This is a genomic window from Vibrio sp. R15-SG3-ISO1B (assembly GCF_059833835.1).
In genome coordinates, this window is record NZ_JCBDGG010000057.1 from 1 (window position 1) to 19,215 (window position 19,215).

The following is a 19,215-nucleotide window of genomic DNA, read 5'->3' on the forward strand; positions in this document are numbered from 1 at the left end:
TCCCCTGCACACTCTGGGATATAGCCAAAATGTACGCCAAGTTGTAACTGTGTGAGCAGCTCACCTGTTGAACCTTTTGCGTAATAAAGAAAGCGAACCGTATCTTTGTTTGTTCCTCGCTCTATCCCTTCAGCAATATTGGAAGGAATGGATACCGAGCATCGCAAGATTTGATCCCTGAAGCCATAATCACGACAACGCTTCATGTGTGAATGAACGCAAACCGCCAGCGCAAATGCCTCCTTCCATACCTCCAACCTCTCAAAATTCATCTCGCCTCCCTCACCCATTACCTACCACCCATAACCCCCCCTTCACAACCACCCCCTCTCCGCAAACGAGACCACGTCCCCATCCCCGATCACAAAATGATCCAATACTCGAATATCCACCAGCGAGAGTGCATCGGTGAGCCGTCGAGTAATTCGCCGGTCAGCTTGGCTCGGTTCTGCTACGCCTGAGGGGTGATTGTGCGCCAAAATCAATGCGGCAGCGTTATGCTCAAGCGCTCGCTTGACGACTTCTCTCGGGTAAACGCTTGCCGCATCAATCGTGCCTTCAAACATCACCTCATCTTGAATGACTCGGTGTTGGTTATCTAAAAACAGGATATAAAAGGCCTCTCTCTGGCGATCTCGCAAAAGACTGGAGAGATAAAGCTTGGTCTGTTGTGGGCTAGTCAGGGCATCACCTCGCTTGAGCGTCTCGCAAAGATAGCGCTGCGTCATCTCAAGGACCGCTTGCAATTGTACGTACTTGGCCTCACCCAATCCTTTATGACGACAAAACTCCAACTGCTTAGCGGAAAATAACCCTCGCAAAGAGCCAAACTCTTTCAACAACACATCCGCCAACTCAATGACATTCATCCCCCGAGTCCCCGTCCGCAGGAAGATAGCCAACAACTCCGCATCCGTCAGCGATTGCGGCCCTTGATGAATCAGCTTCTCACGAGGCATCGACTCCTTAGGCACCCCTCTCATTCCCGCTCCCTCTACTCATCCCTATCCCCCATTACCTATTACCCATTACCCATCACCCATCACCCATCACCCATCACCCATCACCCATCACCACCCTACCAAACCCCCACCCTCAAAAAGCATGCTTTTCGCATTACCCCCCTCGCCCCCCATCACCCTTCCCCCATAACCCATTACCCACGCCCCCTCACCCACTACCTACTACCCCCTTACCCATGCTATCTTACGCCAAGAATTTTTAAGGAAGATCATCATGCAAACACTCGCAGGTAAAAAGATCCTTTTAGGTATCAGCGGTGGTATCGCCGCGTACAAATGTGCGGATTTGACGCGCAGACTCAGTGAACGTGGCGCGACGGTCCAGGTGGTGATGACGCCAGCCGCGAAAGAGTTTATTACCCCGCTGACCATGCAGGCGGTCTCTGGACGTCCGGTGTCAGAGAGCTTGCTCGACCCAGCCGCCGAAGCCTCTATGGGCCATATTGAGCTCGCCAAGTGGGCCGATCTGGTTCTGCTCGCGCCCGCCACGGCGGATTTGATTGCGCGCATGGCGGCGGGCATGGGCAATGATCTTCTGACCACTCTCGTGCTGGCGACGGATGCGCCAGTAGCTGTCTCTCCGGCGATGAATCAGCAGATGTATCGCAACCTCGCCACACAAGAAAACATCGCCACCCTTTCGCGTCGCGGCATGATGATTTGGGGCCCTGCAGCCGGCGAGCAAGCGTGTGGTGACGTCGGCCCGGGGCGCATGTTAGAGCCGATGCAACTCGTTGAGCGCTGCGAGCAATTTTTTGGCCCTAAACCGCTGGCGGGGCGCTCTGTGCTCATCACCGCGGGCCCGACCCGTGAGGCAATTGATCCGGTGCGGTACATCTCTAACCACAGCTCAGGAAAAATGGGCTTTGCTCTGGCCAGCGAGGCAGCGGCGCTCGGTGCCCGCGTGACGCTCATCGCTGGTCCTGTTTCGCTTTCAACGCCGAGCGGCGTCACCCGTATTGATGTGCAAAGCGCGCAAGAGATGTACGACGCGGCACTTGAGCATGCTCGCTCACACGATGTCTTTATTGGCTGCGCCGCGGTGGCCGACTATCGTCCTCATCAGGTTGCCACGCAGAAAATCAAAAAAACCGACCAAAGCGATGCGATGTCGATTGAGATGGTGAAAAACCCCGACATTGTTGCCAGTGTCGCGGCGCTGAATGAGCATCGACCTTTTACTGTTGGCTTTGCCGCTGAAACACAAGACGTCGCCCACTACGCAAAAAGCAAGTTGGCGAAGAAAAACCTTGATCTCATTTGTGCTAACGATGTCTCAGTCGCGGGGCAAGGGTTTAATAGCAACGACAACGCTATCACCGTATACTGGAAAGAGGGTGAGCAATCACTTACGCTTGCGTCCAAACAGGATATCGCAACGCAGATCCTCACCATTATTAATGACAAACTCGCGCCAACCAGCGAGTGATTTCAACCTATTCATCAGACAACGCGGTTGGTTGAGCCCCAGCCGCGCTCGCACTCAGTGTGCGCTTTGCGTTTTCAGCCCCTCTGAGCGCTGCGCCCCTTGTGTGACAGTTCTTATAAACTGTGGTTATAAAAAAGGAAGAGGTTCATGGCAGGAACAAGAAAAACCAACCGCCGCGACGAAATATTGCAAGCCCTTGCCGAAATGCTGGAGTCCAGTGACGGCGCCTCACGCATCACCACCGCGAAACTCGCCAAACAAGTCGGCGTGTCAGAAGCGGCCTTGTATCGTCACTTTCCTAGCAAAGCGCGCATGTTTGAGGGCTTGATCGAGTTTATTGAAGAGTCTTTAATGTCTCGCATCAATCGTATTTTGGATGAAGAGAAAGACACCCTAACGCGTCTGCGTTTGGTGTTGCAGCTCATTCTCGCCTTTGCCGAGCGCAACCCGGGGCTGAGCCGAATTTTGTCTGGCCATGCATTGATGTTTGAAAATGAGCGCCTGCGCGATCGCATCAACCAGTTGTATGAGCGCATTGAAACCTCACTGCGTCAGATCCTGCGTGAGCGTAAACTGCGTGAAGGCAAAGCCTTTCCTGTGGATGAAATGATCCTCGCCGCGCAACTGCTTGGCCAAGTCGAAGGCAGCTTGAACCGCTTTGTGCGCTCTGATTTTAAGTACCACCCCACCGCAAACTTTGATGAGTACTGGGCACTGCTCAGTGCGCAATTGGATTAATTCATGACAACCAACGATAAACACCAGCCACCCAAGTTTTCTTGGTCTTTGCTTCACCCGCGCCATTGGGGCGTTTGGCTTGGCTTTGGCTTGCTGGCGATAGTGGTTAACCTGCTACCGTATCGACTGCTTTATGCACTCGGCCGAGGGCTCGGCAAACTCGGCATGCGTTTAGGCAAAAAGCGCGTTCATGTCGCCAAGCGCAATCTTGAGCTCGCCTTCCCGGATAAGGCGCAAGATGAGATTGAAGCGATGGTCGAGGAGAACTTCAAAAACACCGGTCTCGCGCTGATTGAAACCGGCATCACTTGGTTTTGGCCGACCTGGCGCTTTAAGCGCAGAATCGTAGCGAAAGATGTCGAGTTGCTGCATCAGTACAATGAACAGAAACAGGGCGTGCTGCTGTGCTGCGTCCACGCACTCAATCTAGAGATCACCGCGCGCGCGTTTGCGGTACTGGGGCTAGGTGGCTATGGCGCGTTTCGCCCGCACAATAATCCTGCATACAACTTTATTCAGCACTGGGGCCGCTCGCACAACGGTAACGTTTTGATCGACAGAAAAGATCTCAAACAGATGATTCGCGTTATGCGCAGTGGTGAGCGGCTGTTTTACTTACCGGATCATGACTACGGCCGCAACAAATCGGTGTTTGTGCCCTTCTTTGCGGTGCCTGATGCCTGCACTACTACAGGCACTAGCATCTTGGCGTACACCAGTAAAGCGGCGATTGTAATGGGTTCAGGCTTTCGCAATGACGACGGGCGCTATGAGATCATCGCCAATAAATCGGTAGAGAAAGACTACCCACAAAAAGACGAAGTCGCGGCCGCCGCCTACATGAACCGCCACGTGGAAGAGGTGATCCTCCGCGCCCCAGAGCAATGGATGTGGCTACACAAGCGCTACAAAACCATGCAAGACGAAAACGCAGAGAAAGGCGTACGGTATAGGTAGTGGGTTGTGGGTTGTGGGTTGTGGGTTGTGGGTTGTGGGTTGTGGGTGTTTGCTCTCTCGGCCAACCAAGTCAAGCTTTTTCTCCCCATCACCTATAACCCATTACCTATAACCCATCACCCATCACCTACAACCCTTCACCCCTCACTTAAATCCCATACTCCGCGCGGTACGCTTTCACGGCGGCGAGGTGCTCTAACGCGTCGCCTTGCTCTTCCAAGTAAGTCACCAAATCGCCAAGGCTGACGATGGAGATCACCGCGCAGCCAAAGTCGCGCTCGACTTCTTGAATCGCAGAGAGCTCGCCTTTGCCCTTTTCTTGGCGGTCAATCGCCACCAATACGCCCGCCAGTGCGGCGCCGCTTGCTTGGATAATTTCCATCGATTCACGAATCGCGGTGCCAGCGGTGATCACATCGTCCACCAACATAATGCGACCTTCCAGCGGGCTGCCGACTAAGTTGCCGCCCTCACCGTGGGTTTTCGCTTCTTTACGGTTAAAACAGTAAGGCGTGTCGATGTCGTGGTGATCCGCCAGTGCCACCGCCGTGGTGGTCGCAATCGGGATGCCTTTGTACGCAGGGCCAAACAGCACATCAAACTCGATGCCAGAGTCCGCGAGCGCGGCGGCGTAAAAACGCCCTAAGCGCGCCAAATCACGACCGGTATTGAAAAGTCCAGCGTTAAAGAAGTACGGGCTCTTACGGCCAGATTTCAAAGTAAACTCACCAAACTTAAGAACTTGTTTCTCAAGTGCAAACTCAATAAATTCACGCTGGTATGCTTTCATTATTTTCTCTCGATGTGTTCCTAGTTCCTAGTTCCTAGTTCCTAGTTCCTAGTTCCTAGAAGAAAGGTTAAAGATAAAAAGTGCTCTCTATGTATAGAGAGGACAAAAAAATAGCCCCCATCTATGGGAGCTATCAATCAATCTGCTAGGGCTGCTTTTTGCGCGGCGACAATATCAGCAATGCCGACCTTGGCCGACTCAAGCAAGACCATCAATTGCTCGTGGGTGAACGGTTCACCTTCGGCGGTGCCTTGCACTTCGATCATGCGGCCATCTTCAGTCATCACGACGTTCATATCGGTGTCTGCGGCGGAGTCTTCGACGTACTCCAAGTCGCACAATACCTCCTCACCCAGCAAACCCACCGACACCGCGGCCACGTGGCCTTTCATCGGGCTCTGTTTCAGTTTGCCTTTATTGATCAGATGCGTGAAGGCATCCGCTAGCGCCACACTGGCCCCAGAGATAGACGCCGTACGCGTGCCGCCATCGGCTTGAATCACATCACAGTCAACGGTGATCATAAACTCGCCCATCGCTTCTAAATCCACCACGGCACGTAAGCTGCGCGCAATCAGGCGTTGAATTTCCATCGTGCGGCCACCTTGCTTACCGTTTGAGGCTTCACGACGCATGCGTGAATGTGTCGAACGCGGCAGCATGCCGTACTCGGCCGTCACCCAGCCTTTACCTTGGCCTTTTAGCCAACGCGGCACACTCTCTTCAACCGTGGCGTTACACAGCACTTTGGTATTGCCGAACTCGACCAACACAGAACCTTCTGCATACGCGGTATAGTTGCGAGTAATTTTAATTGGGCGAATTTGATCCGCCTTGCGATCATTGGGACGCATGGGCATTACCTTTGTTGACTTGATGACGGTAGAATTGGGCCCAGAGTCTAGCATAAAACACCCCCTCACCACCACCGCCATTCACCCCCTTCACACCCCTCTACCCATCCCCCACTACCCATCACCCCTATCCCCCTCTAGGCACTAGGAACTAGTCACTAGAAACTCCCCCCGAAACTAGGAACTCCCCCCCACCTTCTGCTATCCTCTCCCTGCGTTATTTTCACAGATTAATAGATAGGAAAATTCGATGATTTATAGCATGACGGCCTACGCGCGTAGCGAAGCCAAAGGCGATTGGGGCAGTGCTGTGTGGGAGATCCGCAGCGTCAACCAACGTTATTTGGAGACCTACTTCCGCCTACCTGAGCAATTTCGTGGCCTAGAGCCGCTACTGCGTGAACGCTTTCGCAAGCGCCTGGCGCGCGGTAAAGTGGAGTGCAGCCTGCGTTTTGAAGCCAACCCCGCCGCCAAAGGTGAGCTGACCATCAATGAAACCCTCGCCAATCAAGTCATCAAAGCCGCTGAGCAAGTGATGCACATGACCGGCGAACTGAGCCGCATCAACCCCTTCCAAGTGATGCAGTGGCCAGGCGTGATGGAGACCCCAGAGCAAGACATGGACGCGGTCAACAAAGATCTGTTAGCCGCCTTTGATAGTGCACTGAGTGATTTCATTGACGCTCGCGGCCGCGAAGGCGATAACATGAAAGCGCTCATCACCCAGCGCCTAGACGCCATCTCACAAGAAGTGACTCGCGTGCGCGCTCGCATGCCCGAGATCCTTGAGTGGCAACGTGAGCGCCTGTTCGCCAAATTTGAAGACGCCAAAGTGGAGCTCGACCCTTCCCGCGTTGAGCAAGAGCTTATCCTCCTCGCGCAAAAATCCGATGTGGCAGAAGAGCTCGATCGCCTCGACTCTCACGTCAAAGAGACCAACAACATCCTCAAAAAAGGCGGCGCCTGCGGCCGACGCCTCGACTTTATGATGCAAGAGTTCAACCGCGAGTCAAACACACTCGCGTCGAAGTCGATCAGCAACGACATCACTGCATCCGGAGTCGAGTTGAAAGTGTTGATTGAGCAGATGAGAGAGCAGATCCAGAATATTGAATAAGGCTTCTAAGTAGAAAGGTACCCGTCCAAGAGCGTCATGAAAGCCCTGCATTACCTTGTGAAGAGCATTGAAAATACAGGGCTTTGACTGACACCACTGCATTTTTGTACGCATCGGTTCTCATTTTAGCGGAGCGGTATGCGTCGCAAATGTGTTTCAATGGCTTCAATCATCGACTTGGTGAGCGGTAAATGCGCTTTTTCTTTCGCCCAGATTTCATGAAAGCCTGCCACGGTTTGCTTGGCAGTATCTAACACCAATTTTTCTGGCAGCATGGCTTTCGCCGCCAAGTGTGACAGCTCATCCAGCGTGAAATCACTGAATTTCTTGCTACGGCTCACCTTCAGCGACGCACTATCATCGGGGAGATAAGGAATGGTCGAGACAAAGTCATAGGCAGGCGCAATCGATGCGGTGCGCTTGTCTTTGTAAATCACAGACCAATTCTTCAAATGCATATCCGCATTGCCAATTAGGGTATTGAACACCAATCGACGGGTAAATTCTGCAATGTCCTTACCTTGACCTTCGATGCCGATAACCTGAGCAATATTGCGCATACTGGCTTTTTTATATTTATCTTGAGGATAGACGCCAAACACTTGCGCAAAATCTTCAATATGTACGGCTTGATCACCTGCACGATCAAAGCGCTTGATCACAAACGCACTGTCACCAAATTTACCAATACCCTCTGGGATATTAGCAATCTGGTTAATCGGGAGTAGCAGCGTCTCTGGTACATCCATACCCAACATTCGAGCCAACTCCATCATCGAATATTCATTTTCCGGCACAGCGTCAAATCGAGACGACGGCAATTTCACAATCCAAGAACCACCTTTACCGGTTGCTGGAATGGTCAAACCACCGTTTGCCTGTTGTATAGCTGAAAACTTCAACTGTACCCCCGCTAATGAAAAACGCATTGGTGATTCAATTTCCGTTTCGTCGTCAATGTCTTGATGCACATTAGGCGGCAGCGCTTCGCCATCAGTAGGTTCAACCGTGATCGCACCGGCTAAATCTTGTCCTAACACCCACAATAGAAAAAATTCTCGTGCGGGGTTCACTCCGGCACGCTCTGCCAGGTAATGACGCATGGTTTCTTCTGGCAAAAGGTTAGAGAAAAACGGCGTTAACTTGGTTTGGGTCGGTTTAAAGTGAGTCAGCAAGCCACCTAGCGAATCTTTAAAACCCAGCCCCAACACTGGCCGCGATTCGTCATGAATGTACGAATCCATAAAAGCAAAAAGCGTTCTATCATTGCCTACGTTGGTGATCGTTGCGATAGGTTCTCCGTAGAGCAACACGTTGAGCGTAGACACATAATTAGTCATCGTCGTCTTCCTCTAACTGATATGCGGGCGACATTACCTCACCTTCGTCGCTGATCCCTTGGCTGCTTCGAATGATTGACTTGATGGCAGGAATGGACTTTTTAGGCGCAACCAATAGCTCTAGCTCGAGTACACGGGCAAGTGCAATTAAACTGGATATTCTTAAATCAACGCCGCCAGACTCGATTTTCGAAATATGGCTTTGAGGTACCCCCGAACGAGCACTTAACTCTCTCTGGCTAAACCCCTTTCGTACCCGAGCTTCTCGAAGACTGTCTAGTATCTGCTCTGCTACATAGCTCATTTCGATATACCTTAATTCATCAATTAGGAATGATTATATACAAAAATATATCACCACAATCCCGCAAGCACAAGAATGATTAGTTATTATACATCATATATCGGCTTTGATATGCATTTATAGATAATCGATCTTTGAGGTCATCCACTCACAACGCCTGCCCGTAAACACTCTGCAACCCTTTGAACTCCGCAGCGTTGTCGAGCGCTTCAAGTGTCGTCAGCTTCATGGCGTGTTTGACGGGGCGGTGCGGCACGCGTTTGATGCCATCGCGCCGCAATTTGTACGCACGCTCGATGGCTTAGTGCTGGGAGAGAACCCCAAGCAAGGCGTGTTCACTGAGCAGCAGTTTGTCCAGCCGGATCTTAATTTCACCCTGACCTTTCCCAGTGAGTGGCAAACCGTCAACCAAGCCTCGATGGTCGGCGCCATTAAGCCCGATCAAAGCGCGTTTTTAGTGGTGCAAGGCGTGAGCAATGACTTTAGCGCCAAGGAGCATGTGCTGCGTTATCAAGCGCAGATCGAGGCACATGAGAAAGGGCGGTATCCACCGCCCTTTCGTATCACTGTTACCGCTTTATTTTTGCGATTATAAAAGCACCAAATACGCCATAAACAGCCCAGACAGCACATAAATGACTGGGTGAACCTGCTTGGCTTTGCCTGCTACCACCATGCTAAAGGCGTAGCTGATAAAGCCCATCGCCATGCCGTTGGCCGGTGAGAAGCTCAGTACGGTGAACATGATGGTGAAAAACGCCGCGATGCGAGACTCTTTTTGCTCCCAGCGGATTTGGCCAAGGCGACCAATCATGTAGATGCCGACCACCACCATCGCCGGGGCGACCATGGCCGCAGAGAAGATGGAAAAAAGCGGGTAGAGGAACAGCGACACCAAGAAGAGCCCCGCAACCACCACCGCAGCCAGGCCGGTTTTCGCGCCTTGCGCAGAGGCAATGCCCGATTCTGAGAATGCGGTGACTGAAGTCGTACCCAGCACAGAGCCAATCACGGTGCCGCCTGCGTCCGCAACCAGCGCCGAGCGCGCATTGGGCACTTTGCCATCTTTGTCGATGATGCCCGCATCTCGGCCGACGCCGACAATGGTGCTGAGGCCATCAAAGAAATCGACAATCAAGAAAATCACCACAATAAACAGCAGATCAAACAGCTTGTCAGCCGTCAGCCCTGAGAAATTGAAGATCGCGCCAACGCTGCCCGACAGGCTTGGCGGCGCAGCCACTAGGCTCTCTGGGATGGGGGCGTTTTGCGTCCCTAGCATCCAGTCGGCCACAACGGTCAGCACAATCGCCGATACAAACGAGATAAAGGTCGCCAGTTTGATGTCACGAATCATGCAGCCGAGCGCGATAAAGATACTGATGTAGGCAATGATGACTTGCGGGTCATTGATTTTGCCCATGCTGACCAAAATGATCGGGTTCGAGACGATGATGCCGGCGTTTTTCAGGCCCAAAAAGGCGATAAACAGACCAAGCGATACGGTGATCGCCAATTTGAGATCTTCTGGAATAGACTCAATCATCGCCTTGCGAATATGGGTCATCGACAAAATCAGATAGAGCACACCAGAGAAGAAGATCCCCAGCAGCGCTTCGTGCCACACCAGCGCCACTGAGCCGCTCAGCAGCATGCCTTTAAAGAAGCCGTTCATGCTCATGCCTGGCGCGAGCATGACTGGGTAGTTACCAAACACACCCATGATCAGCGTGGCCGCTGCCGCCGCCAGTGCTGTGGCGGTAAAAATCGCGCCGCGATCCATGCCTGGGATGTCACCCAAAATCGCGGGGTTAACCGCCAAGATGTAACTCATCGCCAAAAAAGTAATAAATCCAGCGTACAGCTCCGTGCCTAGGGTCGATTTGCGCGCAGAGATATGAAAAGTGGATTCAAGCCACCCAGCGTTGGCTGAGCGTGGAAGTGCAGTGTCAGAACTCACAATACAACCTATCGTTAGATAAATAAGAGGGCCATAGCCCATCGCCAGCAGCAATGCCCGCAACAAGCCAAACGTTTGCGCGAATTGTAATGAGATGGGAACGGATTTCAACTGGTTTGGAAAAAGTGGGTGGTGGGTGGTGGGTGGTGGGTGGTGGGTGGTGGGTGGTGGGTGGTGGGTGGTGGGTGGTGAAATTTTGATGGATGAAAGGACCATGTCAAGAACATTCCCCCAACCTAATACCCCTAACCCCTTACCCCTTACCCACCTCCCCCCTAGTCACTCCCCCCGATCCATGCTACTCTTCGCCTCCCTTTTTCTGGCCGAATTTTCGCCACCGATGTTGAGAGAAATCGCGCTCTTGACTGACGTTATGCCCGCGGTCAGTGCTATCTTTAATACATCGAATCTTATGGTGGACGTAACCTTATGGCCAAAGGCACCCTATACATTGTTTCTGCGCCCAGCGGCGCGGGTAAATCGAGCTTGATTTCAGCCATGCTGGAAACCAACCCTACCTACGCAATGAAAGTGTCCGTGTCGCACACGACACGTGGCATGCGCCCGGGTGAGCAAGATGGCGTGCACTACCACTTTGTGCAAAAAGAGCAGTTTGAAGCGCTGATCGAACAAGGTGCGTTTTTGGAATACGCGGAAGTGTTTGGCAACTACTACGGCACCTCTCGCCCGTGGATTGAGCAAAACCTCGATAAAGGCATCGACGTCTTCCTCGACATTGACTGGCAAGGCGCGCGTCAAATTCGCGAGCAAATGCCACAAGCCAAGAGCTTGTTCATCCTGCCGCCGTCAAACGGTGAGTTGGAACGCCGCCTGAACGCGCGCGGCCAAGACAGTGAAGCGGTGATCGCAAAACGCATGGCGGAAGCGAAATCGGAAATTTCTCACTACAACGAATACGACTACGTGATCATCAATGATGATTTCGATAACGCGCTGATGGACTTTAAAGCCATCATTCGCGCCGAACGCCTCAAGCAAGATAAGCAAGCCCTCAAGTACAAAGGCATGCTGGATGCGTTGTTGAAATAAGAATCTAGACTATTCTCTACGAGATCTTGTATAATTTCTCGTCATACAAAATTTTAGTTAACTATTTGGAGTCCTTATGGCACGCGTAACTGTTCAAGACGCTGTTGAAAAAGTTGGCAACCGTTTCGACCTAGTTCTCATTGCGGCTCGCCGCGCTCGTCAAATGCAAACTGGCGGCAAAGATTCACTGGTGCCAGAAGAGAACGATAAGCCAACGGTTATCGCTCTGCGCGAAATCGAAGAAAGCCTTATCACAAAAGAGATCCTAGATGCGCGTGAGCGTCAAGAGCAGCAAGAGCAAGAAGCCGCTGAACTTGCCGCTGTTAGCAGCATTGCTCACGGTCGATAATCCTCTTCATCACACTCTGCCGGGCCTAAAATTTGTATCTATTCGATAGCCTCAAAGACGTTGCCCAAGAATACCTAACAGAGCCTCAAATTGAGGCTCTGCGTCAATCTTATGTGGTAGCGAAAGATGCCCATGAAGGGCAAACCCGCTCAAGCGGGGAACCATACATCATCCACCCTGTTGCTGTTGCTCGTATCTTGGCGGAAATGCGCCTGGATATTGAAACCCTCCAAGCCGCCCTTTTGCACGATGTCATCGAAGATTGTGATGTCACCAAAGAGCAGCTAGAAGAGAAGTTTGGCAACACCGTCGCAGAACTGGTCGATGGCGTCTCTAAGCTGGATAAGCTCAAGTTTCGTGATCGCAAGGAAGCTCAGGCTGAGAACTTTCGTAAGATGGTCCTTGCGATGGTGCAAGACATCCGCGTCATTTTGATCAAACTGGCAGACCGCACGCACAACATGCGCACGCTCGGCGCACTGCGTCCAGACAAAAAGCGTCGCATCGCACGCGAAACTCTCGAAATCTACTCACCCTTAGCGCATCGCTTGGGTATCCATAATATTAAAACCGAACTGGAAGAGCTCGGTTTTGAAGCGCTCTACCCCAACCGCTATCGCGTGTTAAAAGAGGTCGTCAAGGCCGCTCGCGGTAACCGTAAAGAGATGATTCAACGCATCCACACCGAAATTGAAGGCCGACTGGAAGAAGTGGGCCTGTCTGCGCGTGTGGTGGGGCGTGAGAAAAACCTCTTCTCCATCTACAACAAGATGAAGACCAAAGAGCAGCGCTTTCACACCATTATGGACATCTACGCGTTTCGTGTGGTGGTGGACACCGCTGACACCTGCTATCGCGTACTGGGCCAAGTGCACTCGCTCTACAAGCCTCGCCCGGGGCGTATGAAAGATTACATCGCGGTGCCGAAAGCGAACGGCTATCAGTCTTTGCATACCTCGATGGTCGGCCCACACGGTGTGCCTGTCGAAGTGCAAATTCGCACCGAAGATATGGATCAAATGGCAGACAAAGGGGTCGCGGCGCACTGGTCTTACAAAGGCAATGGCGAGCGTACCGGCACCACCGCGCAAGTCAAAGCGCAGCGCTGGATGCAGAGCCTGCTTGAGCTCCAACAAAGCGCGGGCAACTCGTTCGAATTTATTGAAAACGTCAAATCGGATCTCTTCCCAGATGAGATTTACGTCTTCACCCCGAAAGGGCGCATTGTGGAGCTGCCTGTCGGCGCCACTGCGGTCGATTTTGCGTATGCCGTGCATACCGATGTCGGCAACACCTGTGTCGGCGCGCGCGTCGATCGCAACCCTTACCCTCTCAGCAAAGCGCTGAAAAACGGCCAGACGATTGAGATCATCAGCGCACCGGGCGCCCGTCCGAATGCAGCATGGCTCAACTACGTCGTGACCTCACGAGCGCGCACTAAGATTCGTCAAGTGCTGAAAACCATGCGCCGTGAAGAGTCGATTACCCTTGGCCGCCGATTGCTCAATCACGCCTTAGGTGATTTGTCGGTTTCCGACATCAATGAAGAGAACATCAATCACGTCTTGAGCGATCTGAAAATCAAATCCCTCAATGATCTGCTCGCCGCTATCGGTTTGGGTGAGTTGATGAGTATTGTCATCGCCCGCAGACTGCTTGGCGATGCCGATGAGCTCACCGAAGTCATCAACACCGACGGCAAGCCGAAGAAGAAGCTGCCGATCCGCGGCGCAGAAGGCATCTTGCTGACGTTTGCCAACTGTTGTCATCCGATTCCGGACGATCACATCATTGCTCACGTCTCTCCGGGTCGAGGACTGGTGGTGCATCGTGAGACGTGCCCGAACGTGCGCAACCACGAAAAAGAGCCAGATAAGTACATGGCGGTGGAGTGGTCAGACGATTACGATCAAGAGTTTATCGCCGAGCTGCGTGTCGATGTGCAAAACCGTCAAGGCGCCCTCGCGGAACTGACCAACGTCATTTCACAAACCGGCTCCAACATTCACGGTCTCTCGACCGAAGAGCGTGACGGGCGTTTGTACACAGTGACTGTGGTGCTCACCACCAAAGATCGCGTCCACTTAGCGGGCATCATGCGCAAGATTAAAGCCATGCCGCACACGCTCAAAGTACGCCGTAGAAAGTACTGATCCCCATCCAAATCAGAAAGCGGTCTTTAGGGCCGCTTTCTTTATCATCCATTTTTTAACACCATATTCTTTTTCAACTAAGCCCTAACACCATGAATTTAGAACGTTACCAACGCATTCAAGAAGTGTTAAAAGCGCGCCAAGCGGATTTGACCCTTTGCCTCGAAGAAGTTCACAAGCCCAATAACGTCTCGGCGGTGATCCGCAGCGCCGACGCCACCGGCATTCACAAAGTGCACGCAGTTTGGCCTGATAAAATGCGCACCTTAAGCCACACCTCGGCGGGCGCGCGCAACTGGGTGGAAGTGGAAACGCACGATACTATTGAAGACGCGATTGGTGAGCTCAAACGTCAAGGCATACAAGTGCTGGTCACCAACCTCTCAGAAACGGCGGTCGATTTTCGTCAGATTGATTACACCAAACCGACGGCGGTGATCCTCGGCAGTGAAAAAATCGGCGCGTCAGAGCAAGCCAAAGCGCTCGCCGATCAAGACATCATCATCCCTATGGTTGGTATGGTCCAATCACTCAATGTCTCGGTCGCCAGCGCAGTGATTCTCTATGAAGCCCAGCGCCAACGCCAAGCCGCTGGCATGTACGACAACGCACAAAGCGCCCTGCCCGCCGAGACCATCCACCGCATCCTCTTTGAGCGCGGCCACCCCGTGCTCGCCAAAGTCGCCAAACGCAAACAGCTCCCTTACCCTCCCCTCGACGAGCAAGGCCAAATCGTCGCGGATAAAGAGTGGTGGGCGAAGATGCAGAGTAGGTAGGTTTGGGGGTGATGGGTGGTGGGGCGCTGCGCTTGTAGGTAAATACACCCACCACCCATTACCCATTACCCATTACCCATTACCCATTACCCATTACCCATTACCCACTGTACAAAAACACAGATAAATGCTTAACTATCCCCATCATTAATCATTGCGTGAGCGAAGCTATGTCCCAACTTTTGTCGGCTATTCCACTGACCTCTCTGGCGGGTGTCGGGGCGAAAGTGGCAGAGAAATTGGCCAAAGTCGGGCTGCTGTCGGTGCAGGATTTACTGTTTCACTTACCGCTGCGCTATGAAGATCGCACTCGGGTCTACCCCATTGTGAAACTGCACGCTGGGCTATGGGCGGCGGTGCAGGGTAAGGTGATGAGTGTCGATACCCTGTTTGGCAAACGCAAAATGTTGGCGGTCAAACTCAGTGATGGCAACGGCACCCTCACACTGCGCTTTTTTAACTTCACCGCCGGGATGAAAAATCAATTCGCGGAAGGCAAAACGGTGCATGCTTATGGGGAAATCAAACGCGGCAGCTACGGGTTAGAGATTGTCCATCCGGATTACAAGTTTTACACGCCGCAGCAACCTGCTGAGACGGAGCCGAGTTTAACGCCCGTCTACCCGACCACCGATGGTCTGCGCCAACTCACCCTGCGCAACCTGACAGAACAAGCGCTCTCATTGCTCGATAAATCGGCGGTGCAAGAGCTGCTCCCTGCCGGGCTCTATGATAGCCAAATCACCCTCAATCAAGCGCTGCACACCATTCATCGCCCACCACCGAACATCAATCTGGAACAGTTTGATGAGGGTAAACACCCGGCGCAAGTACGCCTCATCATGGAAGAGCTGCTGGCGCAAAATCTATCGATGCTCGCGGTGCGCAGCCAAGGGCAAAAAGAGGCGGCGATCGCGCTGGGGCCGAGTCAAACGCTGAAACAACAGCTATTGGACGCCCTGCCGTTCTCGCCGACGAATGCTCAGCGCCGAGTCGTAGAAGAAATTGAGAGCGATCTCGCCAAACCGCACCCGATGATGCGCTTAGTGCAAGGGGATGTCGGCTCAGGCAAGACCTTGGTCGCGGCACTGGCCGCCGTGCGCGCCTTGGAGCAAGGCAAACAAGTGGCTTTGATGGCACCGACCGAACTGCTGGCAGAGCAGCACGCATTAAACTTTAGCCAATGGTTTGAGCCAATGGGCATTCAAGTCGGCTGGCTGGCGGGCAAGCTCAAAGGCAAAGCCAAGCAGACCCAACTCGAGCGCATTGCCTCAGGCGAGGCGCAAATGGTGGTCGGCACCCATGCGCTGTTCCAAGAGCAGGTCAATTTTTCTCAGTTAGCCCTAGTGATCATTGATGAGCAACACCGCTTTGGTGTCCACCAGCGGCTGGAGCTGCGTGAAAAAGGCGAGCAGCAGGGCGCGTATCCGCATCAACTGATCATGACGGCGACGCCCATTCCGCGCACCCTCGCCATGACGGCGTACGCAGACCTTGAAACCTCCGTCATCGATGAGCTTCCCCCCGGTCGTACGCCGATTCAAACCGTCGCCATCCCAGACACCAAACGCGACACCATTGTTGAACGCGTACGTCACGCCTGCCTAAACGAGGGCAAGCAAGCGTATTGGGTGTGTACCTTGATTGATGAGTCGGAAGTGCTCGAGGCGCAAGCCGCCGCCGATACCGCAGAGGAGTTACAGCGCACGCTGGCGGACCTCAAGATTGGTTTAGTCCACGGGCGAATGAAACCGGCCGAGAAGCAGGCGGTGATGCAGGCGTTTAAAGACAATCAACTGCACTTGTTGGTCGCCACGACGGTGATAGAAGTTGGGGTCGATGTCCCCAATGCCAGCTTGATGATCATTGAAAACCCCGAACGCCTCGGCCTGGCGCAGCTTCACCAGTTGCGTGGCCGTGTCGGAAGAGGCTCGGTCGCGAGCCATTGTGTGCTCTTGTATCACGCGCCTCTGTCTAAAACGGCGCAAAAGCGATTAGGTGTTTTGAGGGAAAGCAACGATGGCTTTGTGATAGCCCAGCGCGATCTCGAAATTCGCGGCCCAGGCGAGCTGCTCGGCACCAAACAAACCGGCATGGCCGATTTTAAGATTGCCGATCTGATCCGCGATCAACGCCTCGTCCCCGAAGTGCAACGCATCGCGCGCTACCTGCATCTCAACTACCCTGACCACACCCAAGCGATCATAGAGCGGTGGTTGGGCGAGCGTGATATTTACGCGAAGGCGTAGGTAGAGGGTTGTGGGTAATGGGTCTGGGGTAATGGGTTGCGGGTGGTGAATACATTTACCGACAAGCGCAGCGCCCTACCACCTATTACCCATCACCCATCACCCATCACCCATCACCCATCACCCATCACCCACAACCTATAACCTCACCCCTTCACCTTCAATATCTTATCCCACGGCAGTGCTTCATCACCTAGGACGATAAAATTGGGGTTCTCGAGCGTCTCGCGCTCATTGTAGGAAAGGGGTTCGAGGTGGGTGCTGAGAATGCGTCCTCCGGCTTCTTGGACGATGCACTGGGTCGCGGCGGTGTCCCATTCGCCGGTTGGCCCGAGTCGCAAGTAGCAATCGACCGCGCCTTCGGCCACCAAACACGCTTTCAGTGCGGCAGAGCCGAGTGGGACTAGGTCATAATTCCACTGGCTGCTCATGCGGGAGGTGATACGGTTGATGTTCTGCCTGCGGCTGATCGCAATCGCAATCGGGTAGGCTTTACCATCATGCTGGTGAGTTTTGATGCGCACGCTTTCACTCATGTCGGGGATTTTCCATGCCCCTTTGCCTTGGTAAGCGTAATACGTGACCCCAGAGACCGGCCCATACACCACGCCCATCACAGGCTGATTGTTGTCGATAAGGGCAATGATGGTGGCGAAATCACCGCTGCGAGCAATGAATTCCTGCGTCCCATCGAGCGGGTCGACCAGCCAATATTTGTCCCACTCTGCGCGTTTTGACAAGCTGATGTCCGCCGCTTCTTCTGACAGTACCGGAATATCCGGCGTCAATTCAGAGAGCTTTTCGACAATCAATTTGTGCGCGGCGATGTCAGCACTGGTGACCGGCGTTTCGTCGCTCTTGGTGTACTCTTGGTACTCTTTCTTCTCATAAATATCGAGGATCAATTGCCCAGCAGAGCGCGCAATATCGATTACCGCGGGGAGATGATGAGACAGGTCTTGGGTTTTAGGCATAATGGCAAATCCTTGGCGCGCGGGAGGCCGTATCCCGCTCGCTCATAACGCAGTGCTAAGAATGGCGCAGTGCTAATAGCAACGCCGTAATGCTTCGCGCTTCACAAAAATCAAGATGCGTAAGAAGCTCATCCGCTTGCGCCAACGGCCAGCGAATCACTTCCAATGGTTCCGGTTCGTCCCCTTGCAACTGTTCAGGATAGAGATCCTTGGCAATAAACAGGGTCATGCGGCTCGAGAAGTAGGATGGCGCTAACACCACCTCTTTAAGGGGGATTAAGGTACGCGCGCCCATACCAATTTCTTCTTTCAGCTCTCGGCAGGCTGCTTCGCTGGCGGACTCACCCGGGTCAATCAGCCCTTTGGGGAACCCCAATTCGTAGCGTTCCGTACCGGCCGCGTACTCTCGAACCAACAACAGATCCCCTTGCTCTGTGATGGGCACCATCATCACCGCGTTTCGACCACTGGGCTTCATACGCTCATACGTACGGGTTTCGCCATTGCTAAAGCGCAAGTCGAGCGCTTCTATCGCAAACAATTTGGACTTCGCCACGGTGTTTTTTGCCAGAATCTCTGGCGGCGTCTGTTTCGCCACGCGCTTACTCCATCACTGGGGGAAATGAATAATAATCATTAATATAGGGGAATCACTGCGAAGATCCTAGGATCGATTGAGAAAAACCGCGCGAAAATATTGAGCCCAAATAGGCGCACTTTCGATATAAAAAAGGCACCCCGAAGGATGCCTCTCAATAGCGCTGTCAGAATTAGTAGTAAGAGTGCTCGCCGCGATCGTGCTCAGTCGCATCACGTACGGCCGACAGCTCACCCGCAAACTCTTGCAGCAGCTGCTTCTCGATACCTTCTTTGAGCGTCACATCGACCATAGAACAGCCGTTACAGCCACCGCCAAACGCCACAATGGCTACGCCGGCATCGGTGATTTCAACCAGATTGACATGACCACCGTGCCCAGCGAGCTGCGGGTTCACTTGCGTTTGGATCACGTACTCAACACGTTCTACGAGCGGCGCATCGTCCGACACTTTACGCATTTTCGCGTTTGGCGCTTTGAGCGTCAGCTGAGAGCCCATTTTATCAGTGACAAAATCGATTTCAGCGTCTTCAAGGAACGGCAGACTCAGCTCAT

20 protein-coding genes are annotated in these 19,215 nt (G+C 53.1%); 10 read left to right on the forward strand and 10 right to left on the reverse strand.

Annotated elements, in window-relative coordinates:
* Together AC6R0S_RS17960 and radC are read right to left on the reverse strand one after the other, a co-directional pair.
* Nucleotides 1–272 (reverse strand): four helix bundle protein (locus AC6R0S_RS17960; RefSeq protein ID WP_500638488.1); only part of this gene is annotated, 272 nt, incomplete at its 3' end.
* A gap of 42 nt (nt 273–314) precedes the next feature.
* Nucleotides 315–983 (reverse strand): RadC family protein, encoded by a 669-nt coding sequence (gene radC / locus AC6R0S_RS17965; RefSeq protein WP_500638489.1) that lies wholly within the window; start codon nt 981–983, stop codon nt 315–317.
* A gap of 253 nt (nt 984–1,236) precedes the next feature.
* Here radC and coaBC point away from each other — a divergent pair, with 253 nt between their 5' ends.
* The 3 genes from coaBC to AC6R0S_RS17980 all read left to right on the forward strand — a co-directional run bounded on the left by coaBC (nt 1,237) and on the right by AC6R0S_RS17980 (nt 4,146).
* The gene (coaBC, locus tag AC6R0S_RS17970) at nt 1,237–2,451 is read left to right on the forward strand and encodes a bifunctional phosphopantothenoylcysteine decarboxylase/phosphopantothenate--cysteine ligase CoaBC (protein WP_487903855.1); all 1,215 of its coding nucleotides are present in this window, start codon (nt 1,237–1,239) and stop codon (nt 2,449–2,451) included.
* 147 nt (nt 2,452–2,598) lie between these two features.
* Entirely contained in the window at nt 2,599–3,189 is a 591-nt protein-coding gene (slmA, locus tag AC6R0S_RS17975) for a nucleoid occlusion factor SlmA (protein ID WP_500638490.1), read from the forward strand.
* A gap of 3 nt (nt 3,190–3,192) precedes the next feature.
* Nucleotides 3,193–4,146: a Kdo(2)-lipid IV(A) acyltransferase gene (locus AC6R0S_RS17980; RefSeq protein WP_500638491.1), complete on the forward strand. Its 954-nt coding sequence runs from the start codon at nt 3,193–3,195 to the stop codon at nt 4,144–4,146.
* A 148-nt stretch (nt 4,147–4,294) separates the two neighbouring features.
* On the opposite strand, the gene pyrE is transcribed toward AC6R0S_RS17980, so the two are convergent.
* Together pyrE and rph are read right to left on the reverse strand one after the other, a co-directional pair.
* Complete coding sequence (pyrE, locus tag AC6R0S_RS17985; protein ID WP_500638492.1) at nt 4,295–4,936, reverse strand: orotate phosphoribosyltransferase; 642 nt, start codon at nt 4,934–4,936, stop codon at nt 4,295–4,297.
* A gap of 137 nt (nt 4,937–5,073) precedes the next feature.
* Nucleotides 5,074–5,790 carry a ribonuclease PH gene (gene rph, locus AC6R0S_RS17990; protein ID WP_500638493.1) on the reverse strand — a complete coding sequence of 239 codons (717 nt, stop codon included), beginning with the start codon at nt 5,788–5,790 and terminating at the stop codon, nt 5,074–5,076.
* A gap of 250 nt (nt 5,791–6,040) precedes the next feature.
* On the opposite strand from rph, the gene AC6R0S_RS17995 reads away from it, so the two are divergent.
* Nucleotides 6,041–6,907: a YicC/YloC family endoribonuclease gene (locus tag AC6R0S_RS17995; protein ID WP_500638494.1), complete on the forward strand. Its 867-nt coding sequence runs from the start codon at nt 6,041–6,043 to the stop codon at nt 6,905–6,907.
* 125 nt (nt 6,908–7,032) lie between these two features.
* On the opposite strand, the gene AC6R0S_RS18000 is transcribed toward AC6R0S_RS17995, so the two are convergent.
* Both AC6R0S_RS18000 and AC6R0S_RS18005 read right to left on the reverse strand, forming a co-directional pair.
* Complete coding sequence (locus AC6R0S_RS18000) at nt 7,033–8,247, reverse strand: type II toxin-antitoxin system HipA family toxin (protein WP_500638495.1); 1,215 nt, start codon at nt 8,245–8,247, stop codon at nt 7,033–7,035.
* On the reverse strand, nt 8,240–8,551 hold the full coding sequence (locus AC6R0S_RS18005) for a helix-turn-helix domain-containing protein (protein ID WP_500627786.1): 312 nt from the start codon (nt 8,549–8,551) through the stop codon (nt 8,240–8,242). The genes AC6R0S_RS18000 and AC6R0S_RS18005 overlap by 8 nt, the downstream gene beginning before the upstream one ends.
* A 247-nt stretch (nt 8,552–8,798) precedes the next feature.
* On the opposite strand from AC6R0S_RS18005, the gene AC6R0S_RS18010 reads away from it, so the two are divergent.
* Entirely contained in the window at nt 8,799–9,146 is a 348-nt protein-coding gene (locus tag AC6R0S_RS18010; protein ID WP_500638496.1) for a hypothetical protein, read from the forward strand.
* Here AC6R0S_RS18010 and AC6R0S_RS18015 read toward each other — a convergent pair.
* On the reverse strand, nt 9,141–10,511 hold the full coding sequence (locus AC6R0S_RS18015) for an NCS2 family permease (protein ID WP_500631406.1): 1,371 nt from the start codon (nt 10,509–10,511) through the stop codon (nt 9,141–9,143). The two genes, AC6R0S_RS18010 and AC6R0S_RS18015, sit on opposite strands and share 6 nt — an antisense overlap.
* Nucleotides 10,512–10,940: 429 nt before the next feature.
* On the opposite strand from AC6R0S_RS18015, the gene gmk reads away from it, so the two are divergent.
* From gmk to recG, 5 genes are all read left to right on the forward strand, one after another.
* The gene (gmk, locus tag AC6R0S_RS18020) at nt 10,941–11,561 is read left to right on the forward strand and encodes a guanylate kinase (protein ID WP_334554887.1); all 621 of its coding nucleotides are present in this window, start codon (nt 10,941–10,943) and stop codon (nt 11,559–11,561) included.
* A 76-nt stretch (nt 11,562–11,637) separates the two neighbouring features.
* A complete protein-coding gene (rpoZ, locus tag AC6R0S_RS18025) occupies nt 11,638–11,910 on the forward strand; it encodes a DNA-directed RNA polymerase subunit omega (protein ID WP_487903057.1) in 273 nt (90 codons plus the stop codon).
* Between the two features lie 32 nt (nt 11,911–11,942).
* Nucleotides 11,943–14,063, forward strand: coding sequence for a bifunctional GTP diphosphokinase/guanosine-3',5'-bis pyrophosphate 3'-pyrophosphohydrolase (gene spoT, locus AC6R0S_RS18030; protein ID WP_500631407.1), 2,121 nt, complete (start codon nt 11,943–11,945; stop codon nt 14,061–14,063).
* Nucleotides 14,064–14,155: 92 nt separating this feature from the next.
* Nucleotides 14,156–14,839, forward strand: a complete 684-nt coding sequence (gene trmH, locus AC6R0S_RS18035) for a tRNA (guanosine(18)-2'-O)-methyltransferase TrmH (protein ID WP_500638497.1) — start codon at nt 14,156–14,158, stop codon at nt 14,837–14,839.
* A gap of 170 nt (nt 14,840–15,009) precedes the next feature.
* On the forward strand, nt 15,010–17,088 hold the full coding sequence (gene recG, locus AC6R0S_RS18040) for an ATP-dependent DNA helicase RecG (RefSeq protein ID WP_500638498.1): 2,079 nt from the start codon (nt 15,010–15,012) through the stop codon (nt 17,086–17,088).
* Nucleotides 17,089–17,234: 146 nt separating this feature from the next.
* Here the strand turns inward: recG and cysQ are convergent, their stop codons facing one another.
* From cysQ to AC6R0S_RS18055, 3 genes are all read right to left on the reverse strand, one after another.
* Complete coding sequence (cysQ, locus tag AC6R0S_RS18045; protein ID WP_334554897.1) at nt 17,235–18,062, reverse strand: 3'(2'),5'-bisphosphate nucleotidase CysQ; 828 nt, start codon at nt 18,060–18,062, stop codon at nt 17,235–17,237.
* Nucleotides 18,063–18,117: 55 nt separating this feature from the next.
* Complete coding sequence (nudE, locus tag AC6R0S_RS18050) at nt 18,118–18,660, reverse strand: ADP compounds hydrolase NudE (RefSeq protein ID WP_334554899.1); 543 nt, start codon at nt 18,658–18,660, stop codon at nt 18,118–18,120.
* Between the two features lie 172 nt (nt 18,661–18,832).
* The coding region (locus tag AC6R0S_RS18055) for a NifU family protein (RefSeq protein WP_500638499.1) at nt 18,833–19,215 on the reverse strand (383 nt) is incomplete at its 5' end.

What these genes read in the sequence shown, in the direction of transcription:
- gmk (WP_334554887.1), top strand. Translation starts at nt 10,941, where the DNA reads ATGGCCAAAGGCACCCTATACATTGTTTCTGCGCCCAGCGGCGCGGGT.
- rph (WP_500638493.1), bottom strand. Translation starts at nt 5,790, where the DNA reads ATGCGTCCCAATGATCGCAAGGCGGATCAAATTCGCCCAATTAAAATT.
- radC (WP_500638489.1), bottom strand. Translation starts at nt 983, where the DNA reads ATGAGAGGGGTGCCTAAGGAGTCGATGCCTCGTGAGAAGCTGATTCAT.
- slmA (WP_500638490.1), top strand. Translation starts at nt 2,599, where the DNA reads ATGGCAGGAACAAGAAAAACCAACCGCCGCGACGAAATATTGCAAGCC.
- cysQ (WP_334554897.1), bottom strand. Translation starts at nt 18,062, where the DNA reads ATGCCTAAAACCCAAGACCTGTCTCATCATCTCCCCGCGGTAATCGAT.
- pyrE (WP_500638492.1), bottom strand. Translation starts at nt 4,936, where the DNA reads ATGAAAGCATACCAGCGTGAATTTATTGAGTTTGCACTTGAGAAACAA.
- AC6R0S_RS17995 (WP_500638494.1), top strand. Translation starts at nt 6,041, where the DNA reads ATGATTTATAGCATGACGGCCTACGCGCGTAGCGAAGCCAAAGGCGAT.
- coaBC (WP_487903855.1), top strand. Translation starts at nt 1,237, where the DNA reads ATGCAAACACTCGCAGGTAAAAAGATCCTTTTAGGTATCAGCGGTGGT.
- trmH (WP_500638497.1), top strand. Translation starts at nt 14,156, where the DNA reads ATGAATTTAGAACGTTACCAACGCATTCAAGAAGTGTTAAAAGCGCGC.
- AC6R0S_RS17980 (WP_500638491.1), top strand. Translation starts at nt 3,193, where the DNA reads ATGACAACCAACGATAAACACCAGCCACCCAAGTTTTCTTGGTCTTTG.
- AC6R0S_RS18000 (WP_500638495.1), bottom strand. Translation starts at nt 8,247, where the DNA reads ATGACTAATTATGTGTCTACGCTCAACGTGTTGCTCTACGGAGAACCT.
- rpoZ (WP_487903057.1), top strand. Translation starts at nt 11,638, where the DNA reads ATGGCACGCGTAACTGTTCAAGACGCTGTTGAAAAAGTTGGCAACCGT.
- AC6R0S_RS18005 (WP_500627786.1), bottom strand. Translation starts at nt 8,551, where the DNA reads ATGAGCTATGTAGCAGAGCAGATACTAGACAGTCTTCGAGAAGCTCGG.
- recG (WP_500638498.1), top strand. Translation starts at nt 15,010, where the DNA reads ATGTCCCAACTTTTGTCGGCTATTCCACTGACCTCTCTGGCGGGTGTC.